The 23,516-nt window shown below is 55.7% G+C and carries 21 protein-coding genes; 6 read left to right on the top strand and 15 right to left on the bottom strand.

The window, feature by feature from the left end; all coding sequences use genetic code 11:
- Nucleotides 1-121: 121 nt before the first annotated feature.
- Nucleotides 122-430: an REP-associated tyrosine transposase gene (locus METLA_RS0115970; protein ID WP_024299504.1), complete on the top strand. Its 309-nt coding sequence runs from the start codon at nucleotides 122-124 to the stop codon at nucleotides 428-430.
- Nucleotides 431-692: 262 nt separating this feature from the next.
- On the opposite strand, the gene METLA_RS0115960 is transcribed toward METLA_RS0115970, so the two are convergent.
- The 4 genes from METLA_RS0115960 to METLA_RS0115945 all read right to left on the bottom strand — a co-directional run bounded on the left by METLA_RS0115960 (nucleotide 693) and on the right by METLA_RS0115945 (nucleotide 3,260).
- Complete coding sequence (locus tag METLA_RS0115960) at nucleotides 693-1,352, bottom strand: peroxiredoxin (RefSeq protein WP_024299503.1); 660 nt, start codon at nucleotides 1,350-1,352, stop codon at nucleotides 693-695.
- Nucleotides 1,353-1,550: 198 nt separating this feature from the next.
- Nucleotides 1,551-1,919, bottom strand: coding sequence for a hypothetical protein (locus METLA_RS21025; protein WP_152539459.1), 369 nt, complete (start codon nucleotides 1,917-1,919; stop codon nucleotides 1,551-1,553).
- Nucleotides 1,920-2,361: 442 nt separating this feature from the next.
- On the bottom strand, nucleotides 2,362-2,877 hold the full coding sequence (locus METLA_RS0115950; RefSeq protein ID WP_024299501.1) for a hypothetical protein: 516 nt from the start codon (nucleotides 2,875-2,877) through the stop codon (nucleotides 2,362-2,364).
- Between the two features lie 170 nt (nucleotides 2,878-3,047).
- Nucleotides 3,048-3,260 (bottom strand): hypothetical protein, encoded by a 213-nt coding sequence (locus METLA_RS0115945; protein ID WP_024299500.1) that lies wholly within the window; start codon nucleotides 3,258-3,260, stop codon nucleotides 3,048-3,050.
- Between the two features lie 502 nt (nucleotides 3,261-3,762).
- Between METLA_RS0115945 and METLA_RS0115940 the strand changes: the two genes are divergently transcribed.
- The 4 genes from METLA_RS0115940 to METLA_RS0115925 all read left to right on the top strand — a co-directional run bounded on the left by METLA_RS0115940 (nucleotide 3,763) and on the right by METLA_RS0115925 (nucleotide 6,178).
- Nucleotides 3,763-3,987 carry an addiction module protein gene (locus METLA_RS0115940; RefSeq protein WP_024299499.1) on the top strand — a complete coding sequence of 75 codons (225 nt, stop codon included), beginning with the start codon at nucleotides 3,763-3,765 and terminating at the stop codon, nucleotides 3,985-3,987.
- Nucleotides 3,984-4,277, top strand: a complete 294-nt coding sequence (locus tag METLA_RS21020) for a type II toxin-antitoxin system RelE/ParE family toxin (protein WP_024299498.1) — start codon at nucleotides 3,984-3,986, stop codon at nucleotides 4,275-4,277. The genes METLA_RS0115940 and METLA_RS21020 overlap by 4 nt, the downstream gene beginning before the upstream one ends.
- 35 nt (nucleotides 4,278-4,312) lie before the next feature.
- Nucleotides 4,313-5,083 (top strand): methyltransferase domain-containing protein, encoded by a 771-nt coding sequence (locus METLA_RS0115930; RefSeq protein ID WP_024299497.1) that lies wholly within the window; start codon nucleotides 4,313-4,315, stop codon nucleotides 5,081-5,083.
- 222 nt (nucleotides 5,084-5,305) lie between these two features.
- Nucleotides 5,306-6,178, top strand: coding sequence for a hypothetical protein (locus METLA_RS0115925; protein WP_024299496.1), 873 nt, complete (start codon nucleotides 5,306-5,308; stop codon nucleotides 6,176-6,178).
- A 237-nt stretch (nucleotides 6,179-6,415) separates the two neighbouring features.
- Here the strand turns inward: METLA_RS0115925 and METLA_RS0115920 are convergent, their stop codons facing one another.
- From METLA_RS0115920 to METLA_RS0115905, 4 genes are all read right to left on the bottom strand, one after another.
- Nucleotides 6,416-7,714 carry an OmpP1/FadL family transporter gene (locus METLA_RS0115920; protein ID WP_024299495.1) on the bottom strand — a complete coding sequence of 433 codons (1,299 nt, stop codon included), beginning with the start codon at nucleotides 7,712-7,714 and terminating at the stop codon, nucleotides 6,416-6,418.
- A 43-nt stretch (nucleotides 7,715-7,757) separates the two neighbouring features.
- Nucleotides 7,758-8,300, bottom strand: coding sequence for an SCP2 sterol-binding domain-containing protein (locus tag METLA_RS0115915; RefSeq protein ID WP_024299494.1), 543 nt, complete (start codon nucleotides 8,298-8,300; stop codon nucleotides 7,758-7,760).
- A 6-nt stretch (nucleotides 8,301-8,306) separates the two neighbouring features.
- Nucleotides 8,307-9,152 carry a peptidylprolyl isomerase gene (locus METLA_RS0115910; RefSeq protein ID WP_024299493.1) on the bottom strand — a complete coding sequence of 282 codons (846 nt, stop codon included), beginning with the start codon at nucleotides 9,150-9,152 and terminating at the stop codon, nucleotides 8,307-8,309.
- 160 nt (nucleotides 9,153-9,312) lie between these two features.
- On the bottom strand, nucleotides 9,313-11,358 hold the full coding sequence (locus METLA_RS0115905; protein WP_024299492.1) for a selenium-binding protein SBP56-related protein: 2,046 nt from the start codon (nucleotides 11,356-11,358) through the stop codon (nucleotides 9,313-9,315).
- Between the two features lie 625 nt (nucleotides 11,359-11,983).
- Between METLA_RS0115905 and METLA_RS23775 the strand changes: the two genes are divergently transcribed.
- Nucleotides 11,984-12,112 carry a hypothetical protein gene (locus METLA_RS23775; RefSeq protein WP_281171957.1) on the top strand — a complete coding sequence of 43 codons (129 nt, stop codon included), beginning with the start codon at nucleotides 11,984-11,986 and terminating at the stop codon, nucleotides 12,110-12,112.
- A 133-nt stretch (nucleotides 12,113-12,245) separates the two neighbouring features.
- Here the strand turns inward: METLA_RS23775 and METLA_RS0115895 are convergent, their stop codons facing one another.
- The 7 genes from METLA_RS0115895 to METLA_RS0115865 all read right to left on the bottom strand — a co-directional run bounded on the left by METLA_RS0115895 (nucleotide 12,246) and on the right by METLA_RS0115865 (nucleotide 23,453).
- Nucleotides 12,246-15,356: an efflux RND transporter permease subunit gene (locus METLA_RS0115895; RefSeq protein ID WP_024299491.1), complete on the bottom strand. Its 3,111-nt coding sequence runs from the start codon at nucleotides 15,354-15,356 to the stop codon at nucleotides 12,246-12,248.
- A complete protein-coding gene (locus METLA_RS0115890) occupies nucleotides 15,353-16,525 on the bottom strand; it encodes an efflux RND transporter periplasmic adaptor subunit (RefSeq protein WP_024299490.1) in 1,173 nt (390 codons plus the stop codon). The genes METLA_RS0115895 and METLA_RS0115890 overlap by 4 nt, the downstream gene beginning before the upstream one ends.
- Nucleotides 16,522-17,856, bottom strand: coding sequence for a TolC family protein (locus METLA_RS0115885; RefSeq protein WP_024299489.1), 1,335 nt, complete (start codon nucleotides 17,854-17,856; stop codon nucleotides 16,522-16,524). Before METLA_RS0115885 ends, METLA_RS0115890 begins: the two co-directional genes overlap by 4 nt.
- A 710-nt stretch (nucleotides 17,857-18,566) precedes the next feature.
- On the bottom strand, nucleotides 18,567-20,423 hold the full coding sequence (locus tag METLA_RS0115880) for a family 2A encapsulin nanocompartment cargo protein cysteine desulfurase (protein WP_245598816.1): 1,857 nt from the start codon (nucleotides 20,421-20,423) through the stop codon (nucleotides 18,567-18,569).
- Nucleotides 20,407-21,339, bottom strand: a complete 933-nt coding sequence (locus METLA_RS0115875) for a family 2A encapsulin nanocompartment shell protein (RefSeq protein WP_024299487.1) — start codon at nucleotides 21,337-21,339, stop codon at nucleotides 20,407-20,409. Before METLA_RS0115875 ends, METLA_RS0115880 begins: the two co-directional genes overlap by 17 nt.
- 29 nt (nucleotides 21,340-21,368) lie before the next feature.
- The gene (epsC, locus tag METLA_RS0115870) at nucleotides 21,369-22,316 is read right to left on the bottom strand and encodes a serine O-acetyltransferase EpsC (protein ID WP_245598815.1); all 948 of its coding nucleotides are present in this window, start codon (nucleotides 22,314-22,316) and stop codon (nucleotides 21,369-21,371) included.
- Nucleotides 22,317-22,544: 228 nt separating this feature from the next.
- Nucleotides 22,545-23,453 carry a LysR substrate-binding domain-containing protein gene (locus tag METLA_RS0115865; RefSeq protein WP_024299485.1) on the bottom strand — a complete coding sequence of 303 codons (909 nt, stop codon included), beginning with the start codon at nucleotides 23,451-23,453 and terminating at the stop codon, nucleotides 22,545-22,547.
- Nucleotides 23,454-23,516: the final 63 nt, after the last annotated feature.

The following is a 23,516-nucleotide window of genomic DNA, read 5'->3' as shown; positions in this document are numbered from 1 at the left end:
GTAATCGTAAGACTCAATCGGAATTAAAAAATAAGGCGTCGGCAAAGGCCTATCCCGGATTCCGCTGCGCTGCATCCGGGCTACATTTAATACATTCTGATCACGTTTAAGGAACAATGGCATGGTTATGTATCGCCGCAACCGCGTGGAGGGCGGGACGTATTTTTTTACCGTCGCCCTGCAAGACCGGAAACGCGCCTATCTGGTCGACCATATCGATGACTTGCGCAAATCGGTGCGTTATGCGCTACGCAAACAACCGCTGCACATCGACGCCTGGGTAGTCTTGCCGGAACACATGCATGCGTTGTGGACGCTGCCACCCGGCGACGATGATTATTCCGGCCGCTGGAAAAACATCAAAGGACGCTTTTCCCATCTGCTCGTCGCGGCAGGCGAACCGATCCGCAAGAACGCCCGGAACGAATAATACGGTGAATCGTAATACTACAAGGCTAAAGCGGATTCGCGCCAGCAATCCGCCGTTTCGGAGCCAACGAAATCGACCTCACCCCGGACCTTATAAAGCGGGATTTCTTTGCTTTTTGTGCTGAATTTCGGCGAAATTTCCGGCAATGACAGTTTGTTCGCGCGAAACCACCCTCCCGTTACATCGGCTCCTTTTCGAAACCGACGCCACGATTATACAATCCAATCCTCCCCAACTCGGCCGGAAACGATGGCCGGGTTGTTTATTTCGGTTGCTGAACGATGCGTAAATACGGTTTCAACGTCTTCCATCCTTGCGGGAACATTTTTTTCGCATCGTCATCGGATACCGACGGCACGATGATCACGTCGTCGCCATTCTTCCAGTTCACCGGCGTTGCCACCTTATGCTTGGCGGTTAACTGCATCGAATCGAGCACCCGCAGGATTTCATCGAAATTGCGACCGGTCGTCATCGGATAGGTCAGCATCAACTTGATCTTTTTGTCCGGCCCAACAATAAATACCGTGCGTACGGTCGCATTCGTGGCCGCGGTGCGCCCTTCCGACGTGCCGGGCTCTTCGGCAGGCAGCATATTGTAAAGCTTCGCGACCGCCAGATCGCTGTCGCCTATCATCGGATAACTGACCGCACAACCCTGCGTCTCCTCGATATCCTTTGACCATTTGTCATGGTTTTCTACTGGATCGACACTCAAGCCGATAATCTTACAATTGCGTTTTTTAAACTCCGGCTCAAGCCTTGCCATATAGCCCAATTCGGTCGTACAAACGGGCGTAAAATCCTTCGGATGCGAAAACAGGACCGCCCAACTATCACCGATCCATTCGTGAAAATTGATCGTTCCTTGCGTCGTTTTGGCCGTAAAATTCGGCGCTTCATCATTGATTCTAAGTGCCATGTCCACTCTCCTACTTTTGTTGAAATAAACACGGGGGTTGAAAAGCCAGGGGGCGCATCGCGCCCCTTTTCGATGCCAACGAATTTGATTTCTACCTGAACTTTATCCAGGCAATATTTTTTTGTTTTTTGTGCTGACCTTCGGCGAAACTTCGGGCAATGGCGGTTTGCTCGCGCGAAACCGCTCTACTGTCCTATCTTACTCGTATTCGCCTTCACGCTTTTTTTCCATGATCAGATTTTCATATTCATGCTGTTCAAGTTTGCCATCCTTGCCAGCGTCAACCCGATCAAAATACTCCAATAAAAAGGGATAACCATTGAGTTCCTCTTTGGTAACAACGTGATCGGCATTCTTATCTGCCTGTTCAAACGAAGGGGATTTTTTGACAGGAGCATCCTTGTCGGTCATCGTTTCCCCTGCGCGTAATGGATTAACACTGCATAGCAGGATGACGCCTATAGCCACTGACAACCTGAATTTTTCAGGTGCGGTATAACAATCGAGGTACCTGCCGCCGCGAATGGCTACAGGTTCACTAGCGGACAGTTTACTTGCGGTTTTCATAATGGTCCTCCTTCTCTTACGCTAATGTAAGATCAAATGATTTTGAAAACGATGTCCAGATCAAGCAAAAAGTATTGCTTGCAAAACACCTTTAGTTAGAAGGCTGAAGAGCGGGTTGGTTCCTGCAATCGATTTGCAAAAACGGCATTTACCATTACTTCTGTAGGCGGCAAAGCCAGCCAGGGCCAGCGCCGTCTAAGTAAGATTCAAATGCATAGTCGCCCACGGTCATTTTGAGGGGAGTGTCTTCGGTGATATCGCGCAGAAACCTTGGCAATTTGAATAGATTCCCCGCCGAAATGCTGTAAATAACCCAAATATTACGGCATTCGGATTTATTGAATGGTGCGCGGTGCATACCCTATAGAGCTTTCACAACTGCTGAGCCGCATCCGGAGCCCTCTCTTATTTAAGATCATTGGCGTTTGACGATCACGGCTCGCTAGGTAGTCATGACCACCTGGTTCGGATAGGCTGTCTGAATGTGTAGCGGTGCCCAGGACTCGGAGGGCGCCAATTTGTCGATGATCAGGATGATCGAGTCGACGGGGAGTTTCTGCAGATAGAGCGCCGGACCCTGTGCGGGAACCTGCTGGTTGCCCACGGTTGCCATCGGATTGAGCACGACGTCGGCGAGAATCTTGCCTTGGGTCGCCACGAGCTGGAACGCGATCTTGCATGTGTGGGTGCCGTGGGCATTCAGCTTTCTCAATTCCTGCTGGCCTTGGGTTGAATGCAGAGCCTCCTCCGTTGCCAGGATAAGGTGCTTGCGGCTGGAGAAAGTCGAGTCCTGGCGAATCTGCCGCCGATCGAAAGGATTCTCCCGCTGCTCGGTATGCCTGCTGATGGCATGTCCTTCATGTGCCGATGCAGCAGGCGCCGTCGGTCGCAACCGGCGCTCGCTGAGATATAGCATCTGGTGGATCTCTTCTCGGGAGTAGGTCCGGTCGTAGCCCATGGCGGAATCCTCTGTAGTCTAGGAGAAGGGGAAAAAACGGCCTTCATTAACGATAAAATACCGAGGCAGATAAGCATTGTCAATCGCCTTGTAGGTCCGGGCAGGGCGGCGTTGCAAACCCCGTCCCCAACGTTTTGACGATGCCGCCGGCGCACCAACCCCTTGAGAGTTTAGCCGCCGTTTCCGATATTTTCCCAAATAGTGCTGCTGGACACTTCTAATTTTTGTAATATTTGATTGGCTTCTTGCTGTTTGGCGCGCAACGCTTCGAGTTCTTGATCCACATCTTCACCTTGCCGGGATTTCTCTACCAATTTATCGATTTTGGCGCTCCGTTCAACATATTCGTCCACCAGGTGACTGTATTCATCTGTTGTTTTCATGGGTTAATGCCTCGGGTTGTTTAGTAAAAATTTCACCTAAACCACGGGAACTGACTGGTGCTATTGTGGATAAGCTCATCAACCGTCAAATTCCTGTTCTTTCTGAAAAGAATTAATGGCAGGCACCAATATACTCTCCTGATATTTTGTATCAATGACATATTTACTTCATTTCCTGCCAAACAAGCAAATCTGCTGGATAACGAGGCAATAATCTGGTCCCTTTTTATCCCTGCCGCTAAAACTACCTCTTGCTTAGGAAAGTGTCGTTTCTGGATTGTTCCCGCTTTATTGGAAAATTTTCAGTGCCGCCTGGCCCACCGTGCCTGATAATAATCCGTAAGGCGGATCAGCTAACGTCATTTGCGGATTCGCGGGGTTAACTTTATGAGGAACACCGCCCCCGGCAAATGGGTCTGGTAAAATGGATAAAGCAATGGTTATATTTCCACCATCCGATCACTCAAAGACCGAAAAATTAGCTCATTAGGGTTTTTAATTTATGAACATCCAAGCGATTGAACAAGAGGCTTTACGCCTGCCGATTGAAGACAGGGCTCGGCTCGCCGAAACACTGCTTTCGAGTTTGGACGCCTTGTCGGACAAAGAAATCGCAAAACTCTGGCTCATAGAAGCGCAACGTCGAGCCGCTGAAATCGACAATGGAACTGTTCAGCTGGTTTCTGCCGAGGAAGTTGAACGCAAAATCCAAGCCATTTTGAAATGATCTACAGCTTCCATCCCGAAGCCGCTGCGGAATATGCAGAACATGTTGCATTCTATAAGTCACTGCGTACGGAACTTGGGGCACGCTTCCATGAAGCGGTTAAAACCGTCATTGCCAGTATCTGTGAAATGCCTGCTCGCCATCACACCGAGGTTCCGCCGGACATTCGCAGAGCAAGGGTTCAGGGTTTTCCTTTCCATGTTATTTTTCGAGAGGTTGACGGCAACATTCAAATTCTTGCGCTTGCACATCATCGCCGGCGCCCTCTTTACTGGATTAGCAGGCTTTAACAGCGGTGCGCGACGCTGGGTTTTTACTGAGTAAAATGAAATCAAAACAGGATAAAAATTTCGACCACCTGATCGAAAGATTCGAAAAAAAAGTCTATGCGACCGCGAAGGGCGATTGGCGGCTGAAGTTGCTGAGGGAGGATCTGGACGTTTTTTACCGGAGCCCGGCGCCGCTGACCGTTTGGGATGCCGGCTGCGGCTTTGCGCAAATCAGCCTGGGGCTGGCGGAAAAGGGACATCGGCTTACGCTGTGCGACCTGTCCGAAAAAATGCTGGCGCGCGCCAGGCAGCTCTTCCAAAAACATGGCCAGCCTGCCGAATTTCACCATCAGGCCGCGCAAGACCTGGCGCCCCACCTGCCCCCATTTGATCTGGTATTGTGCCATGCGGTACTGGAGTGGCTGGCGGAACCGATACCGACGCTGCAAATCATCGCGGACCGGGTCAAACCGGGCGGCACCTTGTCGCTGCTGTTCTATAATCGGAACGCGATGGTTTATACCAATGCGCTGAAAGGCGGCTGGCGCTGGCAACACCTGCTGAGCGACAGCTATCTCGGCAAGGGCGACAAACTGACGCCGCCGAATCCGCAATACCCGCATGAAGTGATCGAGCATCTGAAGCTATGGGGTTTCGAGATCACGGCCCATACCGGCATTCGCGTGTTTCATGACTATCTTGACAAGGGAACGCTCGAACACAGCGATCAGTCCGAACTGTTCGAACTGGAATACCGTCATTGCCGGATGCCGACTTACCGCGATATGGGGCGCTATGTGCATCTGGTGGCGGTAAGAGCCCAATAATTGCTGCGCATGCGCAGAGGGCAACTCTCAATCCGAGTTGCCGGCTGTGGATCGTTTTTTCTTCCCATCAAAATCGACGTCCTGCTCGCCGCCTATCATCGATTGAGATATGGGATTCTAAAACTATCGTTTCCTTTCGCCTGCCTTATCCCTTAACCTATTCGTTATCGTCAATCATTGGGGTATTTTCCCTGCTATTGTTTCGTCAAGGACTTAAATACCATGCCTTTACAGCAGTTAGTCGAACACTTCAACTATCGCTTAGGATTTAACGACCCCGGCAGTTCCGGACCGTTCGTCTTCAAAAACGGCGTCGTTCATGGACTGTATGGACCGATACAGATCGGCAGCATCTTGTCGCCGGTTCGGTTGACCGAAGATCCGTCGCAGATCGCGGGATATACGGCCAAACAGCAGCTGACCAATAGCCCGGCGGAACCGTTGTACCGGGATGACATCGAGCATTTGCTGAATCATCCTTTGACGCCTTCGATCGACACGCTGTCGATTCTAAGCTTCGACCGCCTGTCGAGAACCGTGCACATGCTGAATTATTTATTACTGCCGACGCAAGCGGAAACCGATACGCTGTTTCTGGACGTCGATCCCCGGCATATCCTCGGCGTGAAGGAGAATCACGGCGTTTATTTCGAAGAAATCATCGTGCGCTGCGGACTGGAGACTCGGAACGTCGCGATCACGGTGCCCGTCAATCCGGCCTATGCGCGTTTTCAGCAACAGTTGAACCAGGGACTGGAGAATTACCGGCGCCGCGGCTATCAAATCGCGCTGAAGTTCGATTATGCCGCGCTGGGTCAACACGCCGATCAGTTGATTCAGGCCTTGGAGCCGAATTATGTCAGTTTGGCAGCCAACTCGCTGGACACGATCCGCGACGTCAGGGCTGCCGAAAAACTGCGGCAATGGAATGCGCTGGTGCGGTCGATCGGCGGGCGCAGCATCCTGGCGAATGTGACGCAGATAAAAAGCAGCGCCTTGGCGCAGAACGCAGGCTTTGAACTGGTCGAAGGCGAGTTCTACGGCACCCCGTCTTTTGACCATGCGCCTGCCGAAAATACGGCGCTGTGCGCTTGATGAGGGACCAGAGTTAAATCACCTCCCTACCGACTTCCCAATTCCGGGAGGTTCACTACGGCGATGCCGTTGGCTTCGACTCCGCTCAGCCTGCGGCATGTTACCGACGACAGTTACATTCCTTCTCAAAAATTACCACATCGGCAAAAGCCTCGCCAAAAAGCACTGCCGCCATCCTTGGCCAGTACCCGCCGGGAGACATAAGCCCCCGGCTATGCCCGAAATGCCGTCCTAACGTTATTCAAACTTTTTGGACCAGCCCAGTTGGAACGAGTACTGATCCATTTCCAGTTCGATGTTCTGCTTTGGACTCAGCGGGTTGGGTCCTTTGACCGAGTTGCTCGGCGAATACATGAACGCAAAATTCACTTCGTCCTTGTCGCCGATCGCGCGGCTGAATCCGGTCGTCAAGTGGTATTCCTGCACGCCCGGCGCCAGCACATTGAACAACACTTCGGACTTTGGAATCGGCTGCGCCCCATAGCTGACGCCCGCGCGCCAGGTCCAACGCTTGTTCGGCCGCCATTCGGCGCCGAGTTTGAAGATGGTCATGTCCTTCCAGCCGAAACCGGGGCCGCCATCCTCGCCGAGCCTCTTCGTCATCAGATTCGGAAACATCGGGTTGCCGACCGAATCGATTTGGCTGTACCGGATGTGCTCGACATCAAAGGACGTCGTTATCTCTTTATTGATATCCCAGGCCAGACCGAAATTGAAGCTTTCGGGAATATCAAAGCTCCCCTGCTCCGCGAACAGCCCTGCATAGTCGTCTAATTTGGACATCGTGATGCGGCTTTTATACGAAGCCCCGAATCTGACGCCCGGAATCACCTCGACCAAGCCTCCGACCCTGACGCCGCCGCCGAAGGAATAATCATAGCCCTGGTTAGACACATGCTCCGGATCGCTCGAAAACGGCGCGAACGCATTCAGGCCGCGCGCCTTGAAACGCTGGATCGCAAATATAGGCGCGATACCGAACGAAAATCGGCCATCGCCAAAGCTGTGTGCATAACTCGGCACGATGAACGCCTGTGCCTTATCAATGCCGGTGGTGCCGGCGCAGAACGTGCCGCTGCCGCCCGGGAAGGGGCATAAAGGATTCGGCGTGGCGACATAATCGGTATTCATGCCGCCGTTGCCATACAGCGTCACGCCGACCGCCTGCTCCGCATCGATCCTGTGGTTCCAGCCGATGGCCGGCACCGGAAACCATTCGCTGTCACTCTGGTAGGTGCCGGAATTCAACGGGAACGCGCCGGGCGCCAAGGTCGGCGTGCCATCGACGGTGTATTGGCGGCGCGGACTGAACAGCTCGATTTCCGCATCCAGCCGGTCGCCGATATAGGCGATACTGGCCGGATTGACCGCGGCCGCGAACGAATCCAGTGGCCGCGCGGTGCTGGCGCCGGCCAAGGCTTTGCTGCGGGCGCCGTAGCCGTGCGCAAAATAGCCGTTGGTCGCCCCCGCGATGGCCGGCAAGCCGCCCAATAAGGCCGTCGCCGCGACGGCCAGATACCTGTTTTTTGTATTCATTGCTTAGTTCTCCTAAATATTTGTCAAACCGTGGCATTTGGCCTTAAGGCGCGCTGGCAGAGAGCTTGCCAGGCTGATCCGGGCATTGCTGAGTGTCGGCCGGCACTTTGCCTACCAACAACAGGAAACTCTCGAAAGGCTTCATGTTGCCCATCGCTTCGCCCATCGGCCCATCGAAACCCAGGCTGCCTGAGATCATCGCGCGCATCGGGCCGTAGTCGCCGCGCCCCATCTCGACCCAACTGTCGGTCTCGGCGCTCATCACATAATCGGCGCCCGACGCTAATGCTTGCGTCTCGGCTTTGCCGCCAGACACGCAGCGGGCAAGATTACCTTGCAGCGCAATCCGCAATTCGGCCGTCGGCTTGTCGCCGCAGTCCTCGCGGTAAAACTGGATTACCTTGAAACCGCGTCCTGCATCGTTTTTTACCCATCCGGACTCGACCAGTTTTTGTGTCAGCACCGCGTCGGCATTCCAGGCTTGGCACGCCTCGGCACCCCACTCGGGCGAGATCAGCACCGGCGCCGCGCATACCGAGCCTGCCAGGCCAAGCATGGCGGCGCCGAATAGTGTTTTGTAAATCATTTGCAGTTACCGTGTTTTGCTGTTCGAATCGGTAATCGCGACGACATTCGATGCGCCTTTCAATTCGGCGAGCAGTTTTTCGACTTGCTTCTTCTCCGCCTTTTCGCGCAGAACGCCGCGCAGCTTGATATTGGTATGGTCATAAGGCTGGGCGTCGGTCACCTTGCGCGGGCCGTCATCGAGTATGATGATGTTCCAGCCGTATCGGGTCTTGACCGGCTCGGCGGTGAGTTCGCCTTTCTTCAGTTGCGTAACGGCGCCGGCGAAGGCCTCATCGATGAAGATGTCAGGACGGAACCAGCCGATACTGCCGCCGTGATGTTCGGCTCCGGGGTCATGGGATTTATGTTTGGCCAGCTCGGAGAAATCAGCGCCGGACTTGATTTGTTTGATGATGTCCTCGGCTCCGGCTTTATCGGGCACCACGATCTGGCGTATCTTGTATTCGAGAAATTTTCCGGACGTTCTTTTGCTTTCGTAGTCGCTGCGAATGCTGTCGTCAGTCACCGGATGCTCCTTGAAATAGGCGTCCAGGTAAGCCTTCGAAAGGATGGCCAGCCGGTCCAGTTGCAGGTGCGCTTCGACTTCGGGATTCTTGTCCAGTTGTTTCCTGAGCGCCTGGTCCGCCAGCAGCGACTGGCTGACCAGATCTTCCTTGATGTCCTGCTTGATCTCGTCGGTCAGCGTCACGCCTTGCGCGGCGCGCCGTTTCACGACGTAGTCTATCTCCGACTGACTGATGGCGGGGGCCTGTGCGTCTTGTTGCGGTTGTTCGGCGGCCGACACGCCCAGGGCGACGGATAAACCGAAAGCGGAGGCCAGCAGCGTGTGTTTTTTGTTGATTGTTGACATGGTAGCGATTGCTTTGATCAGGATTGTCTTAAAAAGAGGCAGCGGTCAATTGACCGGGAAAGATCCGCATCCGGATACGACTCGCAGACATCGAGCGCTGCCTGATACAAAATTTCAGCTTAAACCCCGGCGCGGCGTTAACCGCGCCGGGCAGTCACGGCTAATTTTGGTAGTGCTCAGGCCCTTTCAGTTTCAGGCCGTTCTTCTCGAAAATCGCACCGTGCGGACGCGCCGAGCCGGTGACGCCGCGATTCGGCCAATCGAATTCCGAGCGCTGCGGGCCGGTCAATGCAATACCCAATTCACCGGTCAGCTCATCCTTGAAGTTCGTGTCGTATTGCAGAGAGCCGTCGGCATTGATTTTCGCCACATAGATTTTTCTGTCTCCGCCGGAGCCGGTGCCCAGAAGCCCCATATGGTTCAAGTCGACGAAGTAATTGATGAAAACGAGACGCTTGCCTGGCTGCAACGCACTGCTCGCCGATGAACCGGTGGCGCCTGCGCGGTCGATGCCGACGAAATGCGGGCCGCCGTGAGAGGCATAGTTTTCCGGAGAATTCGCGGTCACTTGTCCGACCACAACCGGGCAATCCTGCGCGCCGTTGTTATGCACCCGATTGTTCAGAGCGTTTCCTGCGATCGGCAAGCCCAGCGTGGAATTGCCGGGGCGGCTCGAATCGGCTGCCGGGAAATCGCAATCGATAGGATCGGTTCCTTTCGCGAGCAAAGGACGAATATCGAGCGACAACACGCGGCGATCGTGTTCGCCCGGATAATCGCGTTCATAAACATGGTCGCCCGGGCTGTTTTCGCCGGCGATCGGCAGGAACAGATATTTGTCGTCGTCGCTGATCGCAAAATAGGAAACGCCGGTGCAAGGACCTACGTCATAAACCGATTTCCATTCCGGACCCTGACCGTTATTGGCGGTCTGTGGCGCGAGAATATTGGAGGTGTAATACAACGTGCCGCCGCACATACTGGCCGCGAAAGCGCCGTTATGCGGCACCAGTTGGCCGGTTTGCGGATCGGTATGGCCCTTGCTGTGCGGCAGCGCCAAGCCCATCAAGCCTTCCGGTTCTTCGTGCAAATAGACATCCTCTATCCGCGGACCATCCGGCACCTGGCTGACGCTGATCGGCCCCTTCTTCAGATCATTGGCTCGCCATACCCGTACGGTGGTGCCGAACTGGCGCAGGCTGGTCAGATCGGTCGGCAGCGGATTATAGGTGAAATAATCGCTGAACAGATTCGCGATCGGGTCGCCGGCACCCAAAACCAACGGGTTGGCATAGTCGGAGGTGACCAAGTAATTGCCGTTATAGGTCAACTGCATGCCGTGCGGATAGGCTTCCAGCCCCGCGTCCGAGATGCCGGTCAAATGTTGCGGCGTATAACGGGTCACGCCGGAGTTCAAGAGCACGGCGGAGTTTTCGCTAAGGTATTGCTTGTCGTTCTGCAAAATATCGCCGACCAGAGGGATTGGCAGATAAGGCAGGCCGCCCGCGCACACACCCTTACGCAAAGGATGGAATTCGACCACCGTGCCGGGCCCGTAATAAGCGGTGCCGCCCATGAAGGTGGCCGCAATGTGGCCATTCGGCAGGACCACGAAATCGTCGGTCAGCGAGGACTTCAACAGTTCGAGACCGCAAACGGCGATTTCCGCCTTTGGAATCTTGCGCACGTCGGTGATATCAAAACGGAAAATATTGCCGCTGATCAGACCGCCGGCGAACAGATATTTCTTTTTGCTGACCGGATCGATATAGGTGGTATAGGCGCTGTTGTGATGCGGCTCGTTGTGAATGTCCGAAGTATGCAGCAACGCGGTACCCGGCTTGTTCGCACCGAGGATAGACGGCAGGTTCGCGGTCCAGATCACCTTGCCGTAGGTTGTCGAATCGGGTTCCGCGTCGATGACGGTCAGGAAATCGGAATCGGCATTCTGATCGTCCAGAATATCGTCACCGGTCCATGCCAATAAGACAGTGCCATTCGGAATGACTTTGCCTGTCGTTTTGCTGATGGCTTCAGGAGCGCGCTGCAAGCCGCCGGTTACTTGCTGAGTCAAGTCAGGACCGACCAGACCTCCCAGAAGTCCGGCCTGGGCGCTGCCGTATCCGGCCAGCGACAAGGCCAGCAATCCGGCCGCGAGCGGGAATTTAGCCGCTCGCGGCCTACGCTTGATGGTAAGCTTATTCATAGTTACATCCTTAGTTATTGAGACATTGGTACTTTTATTGTTTTTCGAGGGTCTTCCTGACCCGATTCCTGGCAGCCCCTCTCAAAGCGGCCGAAAACCTTGTTGTCCGTGCGCAAGTTCGCAAAACTAATATCGCAAGTTCCATGCCATACTTTAACCAATTGTTTTATTATGATCTTCTAATATTCTTAAGTGTTATTTAAGCCCAAACTGCTGGTATTTCAACACCAAACCAGCACTTTGTGCTGATATTCCAGCAATCAATGCTTGCTCCGCTGGCATTTCGATTGCACGATGTACGGTCTCGCGTCACTGCCATTAAGTTAAGGTTTTCCTCGCATAACTTATCGTTGGCTGAGCGGAGCCGAAGCCAACAAATCGCTTCGACTTCGCTCAGCGAACGGCTTAACTTAATGGCAGTGACGGTCTCGCGTACCCTGTGAGGTCGCACGCCGGGGAGTAGCATCCAAACTCAGGCTTGATTGACGTTGCTCGACAAACATCGAAGCAGCAGCAGGCGTTGCTAATTCAACAAGCGCTGATTGAGCCGGCAGACGCCGGCATGATTTGAACGAGAGAAATGCGGTCTACAAGAAAATAGCGATACGGTCGGCCGGCTCGACGTATGAATGGAGAGACCGAGCGCTTGGCCGATGAGGCCGGAAAGCGCCAGGTCGATTGGCAGGTGCGTGATCCTGGCGAATGGAATGCGGCGCCGATAAAAGCCCCGCATGGCTCGGAAAATAGGCTTTGAGCTTTTTTAGACCGCCTGTCTTTGGCCTTTCGACTGCCGAAAATACAGCGCTATGCGCATAATGAGGGATCAGGCGAGAACTGATTTAGCTGCCTTTGATCAGCCGGGTTTTAAACACCCGGCTGATCAGAATTTAATCTTGATCCAATTCCAGTTCTTCCTCGCTGGGCAAACTGATCGGCGGCTCAAATAACCGGTAGAGAACAGGCACCAGTAAAATGGTCATGACCGTGGCGCTGAAAAGCCCCCACACGATCACGGTCGCCAAAGGCCGCTGGACATCCGAACCCAGCCCAGTCGCCAACGATGCCGGCACCAATCCCAGAATAGCGACCAGCGAGGCAATCAAAATCGGCCGGACACAACGTACCGAACCCTGCACGATCGCGGCTTCCAGCGCGGTTCCGTTCATCCGCAATTCGGTGATCGTGCGCACGATCAGCACACCGTTCATGATCGAAACGCCGAAGACCGCCGCGAAGCCGACGCCGGAAGACACATTCATGTGCATGTCGCGCAGATAGAGCGCCACCACCCCGCCGACAAACGCGAAAGGAATCGCGAACAGCAGGATCAACGCCGCGCGCAGCGAGCCGAAAGTCGCCAACAACAGCAAGAAGATCACGCCGATGCTCATCGGTACCAGAATGGCGAAATGCTGCCCGGCGCGCTCCAGATTTTCAAACATGCCTAGCCAGGCCACCCGGTAACCGGCCGGCACCGTGATTTCCTTTTCGAAAAGACGTTGCGCCTCTTCGGCGAAACCGCCCTGATCGCGGTTCACGATGTCGGTGCGTACGGTCAGCCGGCGACGGCCGTCGCCGCGGGCGATGATCGTCTGCCCGTCGACGATGTCGATATGGGCGACCTGCGCCAAAGGAATCGGTATGCCTTCCGCGTTGTAAACAGGCAGCCGACCGATCGCGGCAGGCGAGCTCAAATATTCCTTCGCGAAGCGGGCGACGATGTCGATACGGCGTTCCCCCTCGAACAAATGTCCGATCGGCGAGCCGCCGATCGCGACGTCGATCAACTGATTGACTTCCTCAACGTTGATGTTGTAGCGCGCACAAAGAAAACGATCCGGTTTGATCACCAATTGCGGTTGCGGTCCTTCCTGTTCGATGCTGACGTCCTCCGCGCCCTGCACTTTCGTCAGCAGTTCCTTTGTCTTCTGCCCCAGACGCAGCAATACCTCCGAATCGGCGCCCGAAAACTCCACGGCCAAGTTCGCGGAGGTGCCGTTTGCATCCTCGGTCACGCTATCGATGATCGGCTGGGTAAAGTTGAAGCGAGTGGTCGGAAACTCTTCGCGAAAGCGGGCTCCCAACGCGGCGAGCAGTTCCTGCTTGCGGGAAAATTGCGTCCATTGATCGCGCGGCTTCGGGCTGATCAGCATTTCGATCCGGCTGGGCGGGAAAGGGTCGGTGCCGCTATCGCTGCGCCCTGCCTGCACCACGATGAAATCGATGTCGGGAAATTCCAGCGCAATTTGCCGAAGACGCTGACCGAATTTGGAGGTTTGCTCCAAAGCCGTGCCTTCCGGGAAATTCGCGCGCACCCACGCGACGCCTTCGTCCATGTAAGGCAAAAACTCGGTGCCGAGGCGCGGCACGATCGACAGCAGGCTGGCGATCAGCACAGCAACTGAGAACATGACCGTACGCCAGCGATGGCGCATCAAGGTTTTAAGCAAGACGGAGTAGCGCGGGTAAAGCCACTTCAAAACCGGGTTTTCCCAATCCTTGTAGCCATGCCGATATAAAATGCTGGCCAAGGCCGGCACCACGAAAATGGCAAACAGCATCGCGCCGAACAAGGCAAACAATATCGTCAACGCCATCGGTCGAAACAGCAAACCTTCGATATGCGTCAGCGTCAGCAGAGGCAAAAAGGCGCCGACGATCATCAAGATCGAGAAAAAAACCGGACGCTCGACTTCCAATGAAGCATCCAACACCGTTTTAGCGGCGCCGGTCTGGCTTTTTTGTTGCGACGCCCGATCCAGGCGATGGGCAATGTTTTCGGCCATGATCACCGCGCCGTCCACGATGATGCCGAAATCGATCGCGCCAATCGACAGCAAGCCGATCGGAATCCCGATCGCGTTCATCAGCACCAACGCAAACAACAGCGAAAATGGGATCGTCAAGGCGACCATCAAAGCCAATGAAGGACGCCCCAAAAAGAACAGCAGCACCAGCGTCACCAGAGAAATACCGAGCAATACGCTGTGGCTGACCGTATGCAGCGTGTTGTCGACCAGCATCGAACGGTCATAAAAAGGCTCGACACGCACACCCTGGGGCAAATCGACCTTGTTCAGCTCGGCGATAACGTCCTTGACGTTATCCAGAACGCCCGAAGGATTTTCGCCTCGGCGCATCAGCACGATGCCTTCGATCGTCGCATCGTTGCGATCCTTGCTTAAAATACCGGAAGGCACTTTCGAATCGATTTCGACATCCGCAACATCGCGCACATAAATCGGCGTGCCGCCATGCGATTTGATGAAGATGTTGCCGATTTCCTCGACGCTTTGCAGCGCCCCGCGCCCCCGGATCACGAAAGACATGCTGCCTCGGGACAGCACACTGCCGCCCGCGCTTTCGTTGTTGGTCTGGATCGCGTCCACCACATCGTTCAGCGACAAGCCGAAGCGCTGCAATTGCGCCGGATTCATCAGCACCGCGTATTGCTTTTCGTAGCCGCCGAAATTACTCACGTCGGCAACGCCGGAGGCGCGCAACAAATGCGGTATCACGACCCAATCGTTGATCGAGCGCAGTTCGATCAAATCGTAGCGGCCGTCCGAGACCAGCTCATAGCGCAGGATTTCCCCGTAAGCGGTCGCCAAGGGCCCCAATTCGGCCGATGCGCCGTCGGGCAAATCGAGGCCGGTCAGCTTCTCCTGTACTCGCTGCCTCGCCCAGTAGCCCTCGACGCCTTCTTCAAAGATCAGCTGCACGACCGAGAGGCCGAAGATGGTCCGCGAACGTATCGTATCGACCCGCGGCACGTTGCGCATCTGAATCTCGATCGGCACCGTGACCTGGCGCTCGACTTCTTCGGGAGCCCGTCCCGGATAGGTCGTGATCACCTGCACCATCTGCGCGGAAATATCCGGATAGGCATCGATCTGCATCCGTGAAAACGACCACAGCCCCAACAGTGTGATGATCACCGCGATGCCCAGCACGATCAAACGATGGTGCATCGCATTATTCAAGAGTTGCGGGATCATTTCGCAACGCCCTCGGGTTGCATCTCCTTGACCACCTCTTCATTCAGCAGCGCCTGCACCAGCATCGGTTTCAACAGGATCGCGCCATTGCCGATGATTTTTTCGCCGCCTTGCAGGCCTTGCAGAATTTCGACCCGATCGCCGATGCTTTCACCGACTTGCACTTCGGTAATATTCCATAATCCCGGACCGTCGCCGATAAACACAAAATCGGCATTCCTGCTGTGCAAGACCGCATCCGACGGCACCAGGATCGCCATCCTGGGATCGGTGCCGAGGCCGATTTCGGCATACATTCCCGGTTTGAATTTGTTATTCACATCCGGCAACTCAAAGAAGACCCGCAGGGTATGCTGTTCAGCCGACAAGGCCGGCGCCAGACTCTTGACCTTGCCGATAAAGGTTTGTCCCGGCAAGCCATAAAATTTGGTCACGCAGGACTGCCCGACCGAGACCAGGCTGATTTTTAATTCGGGTACGTCCGCCTTGATCAGGGAAGTACCGGACGTCGCATTTTCCAGCAACGCAGGGTCGACGCCATCCTGTAACAAGGTTCTTTCCAGTGCGGCGCGATTGCGCGTCGCGACCGTCAAGGCCGTTTCGGCCTCATACACCGCTTTCTGACCTTCAAGCTGGACTTGCAAAAGGTTCGCTTCCGCGGCGGTCAGATCCCGGATCGCCTCGGTCCCGGTTGCAACCAGCTTGCGCAGCCGATCAACCACCAGTTTTTGCGATTGCGTCTGCGAGGCGGTCAACTCGCGAATTTTGGCCAGGCGCTTGACGTTAAATTCTTTTTCCGCGCGCGCCCGCTGCCAGTCGGCATACGCCCCGGAAAGCTCGATGCTGTTGAACTGCCAACGGTCTTCGCTCGGATTGGAACCCGGCGCCAAATGCGCTACGACCGATCCCGTCGCCAGCAATAGCGGCGTGGTGATTTGCTCTTTTGGGACGATCGAAATATCCAGCTTTTGCTCAAGCAGGCTGCCCGCTTTTACGCCGACCGTCCTTGGTCCGATCAGTTTTACGACCGCCGTATTATCAACGATGTTTTGCTGAGCCTGGCCGGGCTGCCATGAAATCAACACGAACAAAATAACGGCGGCAACAACGACGCAGCCGACATGAAAACGCATGTTCCTGCCGGAAAATGAAAATAAATGATGGTTCATCGCAAGACTTCTTTGCCGATAGCCGCATTGAGTTGATACAGGGAGTGCCAGTAATTGGAGCGGCTGGTGATGTGCAAACGGTAGGTTTCAAGGTAGATTCGCTGCGCATCCAGTACCTCGATCAGCGTTTTGCCGCCCAATTCATAGGCCTGATTGATTTTGTCACGCACGTTTTTCGCGGCTTCCAATTGGCCGGGATCGTCATTGACCAGGACCTGATGCGCGGAAGCAAAGGCATTGACCCCCTGATCGATTTCGCTGCGCAGCGTGGTCAATTGCGCCTGCAGATTCGCCCGGGACTGAACCAACACCGATTTTGCCTTCGCAATATTGCCCTGATTGCGGTCGAAAAGCGGCACGACAATATCGACACCTGCGCCCCAGGAATTTGCATCGGGATAACCGATCGCCTGTTCTTGAAACTGCCGGGTATAACCGATTTTCGGCACGACTTGCGGATAGGCTTTACTTTCCTCGAGCGCAATATCGGCATTCGCCTTGGCGAGTTGCCTTTGCAATGACAATAGATCCGGCCGGTTTTCCTCGGCCAGTTTGAATGCGGTGTCGATCTGCAGCGGCTCTGCCGGCGCTGCGATCTCCAGTGAACCCTTCACTTTGATCGGCACATTTTCAACGATTCCGAGCAAAGAACGCAGCTGATTGATCGCGACATTCAACTCGAGCTCGCGCGCATGCACATCACGGTGGCTGCTGAAAATGGACAAGCGGATCCTGTCCGCCTCGATCGTGCCGACGCCGCCGAGCGCCACGCGATTCAGAATGATCTGTTCTACCTTGGTCAGATTGGCATTATTTTCCTGCGCCAGCGCCAACATCGCCTGGGCTTCCAGCACCGAATAAAAGGCGGCGATCGCGGACGCTATTCTGAGCCTGATCGTATTCGCGAAATCGGCCGTCGCCACATCGACCCCGTGCTGACCGGAAACGATCGCAGCGGCGCGTTTGCCGAATAAAAACCAATCGATCGGCATCGAAATCCCCGCATCAAATTGCGGCGGGCCGCCTTGCCGGTTCACGGTAAAGGTTCGATCCAATGGGATCAACGAACCGCTGACCGAAACATCCGGGTTTGGCAGGAGGCCTGCCGTTATCAAATCGGCTTCGGCCTGCGTGATGTTTTCAAAGGCGGACTGAATGACCGGATCGGCTTTTAAGGCGGTCTGGATGATCTGATTTAAATTGAATTCCCTGGCCTGCGTTGTGGGTGAAGGCGGCTTTTTCTCTTCGGCCGAAGCCGTTTCTGCTTGCAGTTCCGGTTCCGGCTCCGGATCGGGCGCTACATCACGATCGGACTCATTAAAATCCTGCATATAGGCCGGCGGCAGGATGGGCTGATAAGATTGAGGCGCACACCCATTTAGCAGGGTCAAAACCGTGATTACAGATAAGCGTCCTTTGCCATGTGAAGGCATGCGAGTGTTCTTGCGCATGTTTTAATTACACCCCGTCAACGTAACGAAAATAATCAAACATCGACCAGCATCCACAAATCTTTCGAAAGGTGTAATAGAAAAACGCGGCAATCAGGCAGTCCGGTTAAAATTTGCGCGCTCTTGTCGATTCGCCATTATAACGCAGCACCCTGCCATTAGGCTGCATAACTGTTGACAACATTTCCCCGTCCTGTAGCTTTTCGGCAAGGCGACCTCGCCGCGAGAGTGTGATCTGTAGTCTTGTACGATCCTAATGGAAGGGAGATGGACTTATTTGCACAGCAGAGGCATCGATAATTGGTTAGCGAACTATCAGTCCGCTCTGGGAAAACGCAGTGATTGAAAGAAACCGAAGTTTTCCTCACCCAGGAGGAGTTTCATTATGATCAGGTTAGGCAAAGCCGCCTAACCGGTAGGGATCAAAGAACAGAACATGCCGTGGTAAGCCTGCATCGACACGATCGCCGATGCGTTGTCGGAGCATTGGCCGGAACCGTCCTTAAGGAGGGCTATGGGGGGATTTATCACCGAGCCTCATGATCAAGCCGCCTCTCCCCTCGACTACCGGGGAGAGGCGGCCTGCCGTTTTAGCGCAGCGGAATATTGCCGCATTGGATCTTGCGCACTACCGTCGCCAGCCAATCGATCTCGGCATAGGTATTGTAGAACGCCAGGGACGGCCTGACCGTGCTTTCCAGTCCGAACCGGCGCAGAATAGGCTGCGCGCAGTGGTGACCGGAACGCACGGCGATGCCTTCCTTGTTCAACGCGGCGCCGATGTCGGCGGTATTGAGTCCTTTCAATACGAACGACAACACGCTGGTTTTTTCGCGCGCAGTGCCGATCAGGCGCAGGCCCGGAATCCTTGACAGCGCATCGGTCGCGTAAGCCAAGAGTTCATGCTCGTAACGGGCGATGTTTTCAATGCCGACCCTTTCCACGTACTCCAACGCGGCGCCGAGGCCTACCGCATCGGCGATGTTGCCGGTGCCGGCTTCGAAGCGCGCGGGCGCCGACTGGTAGACGGTCTTTTCGAAGGTCACGTCCTCGATCATGTTGCCGCCGCCCTGCCAGGGCGGCATCGCTTCGAGCACTTCCGGCTTGCCGTATACCGCGCCGATGCCGGTCGGTCCATAGATCTTGTGGCCGGAGAACACCAGCCAGTCGCAGTCGAGCTTTTGCACATCGACCTTGATATGCGAGATCGACTGGGCGGCGTCGAGCAGGACTTTCGCGCCGGCGCGATGCGCCAGTTCGATGATGTCCTGGGCCGGCGTGATCGTGCCGAGCGCATTCGAGACCTGCGTGAAGGCGACCAGTTTGGTCTTGCCGCTCAGCAACTTCTGGTATTCGGACAACAGAATCTGACCCGAGTCATCGACCGGAATCACCCTGAGCACGGCGCCCTTTTCCGCACACAACTGCTGCCACGGCACGATGTTCGCGTGATGTTCGAGCCAGCTGACGATGATCTCGTCGCCCGGCCCGATATTCGCTCGGCCCCAGCTTTGCGCGACCAGATTGATCGCCTCGGTCGAACCGCGCACGAACACCACATCATTCGGCGAACCCGCGCCGATGAAACGCGCGACGGTTTCCCGTGCATTTTCGTAGGCGTCGGTCGAACGCGCGGCCAGCTCATGCGCGGCTCGGTGGATGTTCGAGTTTTCGTGCTGATAAAAATAACTCAGCCGATCGATCACCGCTTGCGGCTTCTGCGTGGTCGCCGCATTGTCGAGCCACACTAAGGGACGGCCGTTGACCTTTTCGTTCAGGATCGGAAAATCCCGGCGCACCGCCTGCACATCGAACGGCGGATGCGCGGAGCCGAGGCTCGGCGCTGCCGCATGGCGGGCTGTGCTGGTCGCTTCTTCGAGAAAATAAAACGCAGAGCCGGAGGACAAACCGGGAGCGCCGATCTTCGGCGACGCCAGGCTTTTCAACTCGTCAACGCCCGGCAAGCCGAAATTTTCCGGCTTGACGCCAAATGACGACGCATCGCCGATCAGACCGGACAGACCATGTGTCGCCGACGCATGCGGCACCGCATCCAACCCTTCCGCATTCGCATGTTGCAGGAAATAATACGGCGAACCTGCCGCCGCGGGCTCTGCGGATCGATTCGGCGTCGCCAGTTCATGCACGCCGCTTTCGTGCGGAACGCTGAACGACGGCGGCACCTTCGCATGCCCCGAAGACGGGTGAATATCGGTGATCGACTCGGTGGCCTGAGGACCTGCCGCAGCCTGAGAGACTGCCGCAGGCTGAGAGACTATCGCAGGCTGAGAGACTGCCGCAGGCTGAGAGACTATCGCAGGCTGAGCGGAGTCGAAGCCCCCAGACGGATCTGCCGAGAAAAACTCATTCGCCCAGCGGGTCAATTGCTCGATGTCCGGCAAGGGCGGCGCGTTGGTCAACCCTTCCAGCTCACTTCTTGTAGTCATACGCGTAGTCATAATAGTTGTCCACTTCGACGTTCTCCAGCACACCGAGCGCGTCGTCGGTCAAGACCGCCAGAGAGCAGTACAATGACACCAGATACGAAGCAATCGCCTTATGGTTGATGCCCATGAAACGCACCGACAGACCCATGCTCAGTTCATCGGTCAGATTCGGCTGATACAGACCGACCACGCCCTGGCGGCTTTCGCCGGTGCGCAGCAACAGGATGTTGGTCTTGCCCTTGGTGATCCGGAGTTTGTCGGTCGGGATCAACGGCAGACCGCGCCAGGTCAAAAACTGCGAGCCGAACAACGAAATGGTCGGCGGCGGGGTGCCGCGGCGGGTCGCTTCACGGCCGAAAGCCGCGATCGCGCGCGGATGCGCGAGGAAGAAGCCGGGCTCTTTCCAGACCTTCGCGATCAGTTCGTCCAGGTCGTCCGGGGTCGGCGAGCCATGCCGGGTTTTTACCTTCATCGAGTCGGCGACATTGTTCAGCAAGCCGTATTCGGCGTTGTTGAGCAACTCGCTTTCCTGACGCTCCTTGACCGTTTCGATAGTCAAGCGCAATTGTTCGCGGATCTGGTTATGCGGGCTGCTGTACAAGTCGGCGATACGCGTGTGCACGTCCAGCACGGTATTGACCGCGTTCAGGCGGTATTCGCGGCCCCATTCTTCGTAGTCGACGAAAGTTTGCGGCAACACTCTTTCATCGAGGCTGGAACAATCCACCGCCAGGTTGGCTTCGTTCTTGACCTTGTTGACCCGGTAAATACCCGCCTCGACCGGCACCCATTGCAGCAGGTGGACCAGCCAGCGCGGCGTAATGGTTCCCATCATCGGGACGGTTTTGGTCGCGTTCGAAAGCGTACGGGCAGCGACGTCGCCTAAAGCGGTATGGGCGTCATGGATATCGGTCATCGGATGTTTTCCTCTTGGTTATAAATAAATCAGTGATTTACAGGCGATTCGCCATAAATCGGGGGCTCTTTTTTGATTAAAATTTCACTGTGGTGTGCGCGCGATTGCGTCACGATGCTGCCGGGCGCGACGCTCTCGGTCAGCCAGACATTGCCGCCGATCGTCGACCCCTGGCCTATCGTGACCCGGCCCAGGATCGTCGCGCCGGCATAAATCACCACACCGTCCTCGACGATCGGGTGGCGCGGGTAGCCTTTGGTCAGCACGCCGTCCGCGTCTTTCGCAAAACGCTTCGCGCCCAAAGTCACCGCCTGATACAGGCGCACATGGCGGCCGATCACCGCGGTTTCGCCGATCACGACGCCGGTGCCGTGATCGATGAAAAAACTTTCTCCGATTTGGGCGCCCGGATGAATGTCGATGCCGGTCGCCGAATGCGCGATCTCGGTGATCATCCGCGCGATCAGCCGGACGCCGAGGCCGTAAAGCACATGCGCGATGCGCTGATGAATGATCGCGGTCACGCCCGGATAGCAGACCAGCACCTCATCGATGCTGCCGGCGGCCGGGTCGCCTTCATAGGCGGCCTGAATATCACTGTCGATCAGCCGGCGCAGCGCCGGAATCGTGACCGCAAACGCCCGGGCGATCGCCGCCGCGTGCAGCAGAATCTCCTCCGCGTCGGCATCGTCCTCGGCCATGAAACACAGCTCGCGGCGGATCTGCTTCTGCAACTCCCTGAGCGTCACGTCCAGGGTATGGCCGACATAACTGTCGATGCCTTCATCGGTCAGATCGGGCAGGCCCAGCCTGTTCGGAAACATCGCCGCGCTAAGCCCGTCGATGATCGGAATCAGCACCTTGCGCGACGGCAGCTTCGGCGGCTTATTCAGCCGCGCGCGGCTCTCGAGCGAGCGCAAACGCAAGGCGCGCAGTTCGTCGACGAGCCCTTCGATTTCAAGACGGTTTCCGTTCACGTTGATTTCTCCGATGTTTTTCTAATAGTTAAGATAAAAGCGCGCCGATTTGTCGCCTCGGCGCCTAACCATCACAAAATTTTGGGCAAAAAAAAGCCAGTGCTCCCTCTGGGGAGTCACTGGCTTCCGGTTGTCCGGTCAGCGTGAATCTGAATGTGATGATTAAAGTACTCTACTCGGCTTTGTTCTGTCAAGCCGGCCCTGTGCTCAAGTCAACGCGCGGTTAGGCTATGCCGTCGGGTGTATCCGCTCCGCCGTCGCCAGCAACTCGTCGATGAAAAACCGGCAGAACTCCGGCAGATATAGCTGTTTCAAATACGCAAAGCGAGTCACCGAAGGCGGGATCAGGTGGCCGAGATCGCGCGCGATCAGGTCGTCATCGGCCTGCGGCTCGAACGCGGTCGCGGCGATGATGCCGACGCCGAGACCGATCCGCACATAGGTCTTGATGATGTCCGAATCGGCGGCTTCGAGCGCGATGTCCAGGTTGATATGCCTGGAGCTCAAAACCTTTTCGATATTCGACCGCCCGGTGTAGCCCTTGCTGTAGGTCAAAATCGGATAATCGACCAGCCGCTCCAGCGTAATCTCGCCTTCGGCCAAGGGATGGTCCTTCGGCACGACCGCGATATGGTGCCATTCGTAGCACGGCTTGATGATCAGTTTGTCGTCTTCCTCATTCAGCTTTTCGGTACAGATCGCGATGTCGGCCTGATGATGATGCAACAGGTCGATCAGATTGGTCGGCGACGACTGCACGATGTAGATTTTGATGTTCGGGTATTTCTCGCGGAATTTACGGATCGGTTCCGGCAAGAAATACTTGGCCTGGGTGTGCGTGGTCGCGACATGCAATTCGCCGTTGCGGTTGTGCAAAAAATCTTCCGCGATCGCCTGGATGTTGCGTTTGGACAGGTTGATCAGCGTGACTTCTTCCATGATGCGATCGCCGAGCGGCGTCAGGCCGACCAGTTTCTTGCCCTGGCGCTCGAACACCGGCGCGCCGAGTTCGGCTTCCAGCAATTGCAGCTGGCGGCTGACCGCCGACTGCACGACGAACATCTTCTCCGCCGCTTTCGACAGGTTGAAATTGGTCTCCTGCAAGACGCGGAGGAGTTCGAGTTGGTTTAGATTCATGCCTTCCTTAACGTTAATTCAGCGATAAATGTTTCAGATGCTTGGGCCGCTGCGCCCTCTCCT

The sequence above is a fragment of the Methylomicrobium lacus LW14 genome (genome assembly GCF_000527095.1).
GTDB lineage: Bacteria > Pseudomonadota > Gammaproteobacteria > Methylococcales > Methylomonadaceae > Methylomicrobium > Methylomicrobium lacus.
Note: the sequence above shows the minus strand (reverse complement) of the source record. Positions and strands in the feature narration are given on the sequence as shown.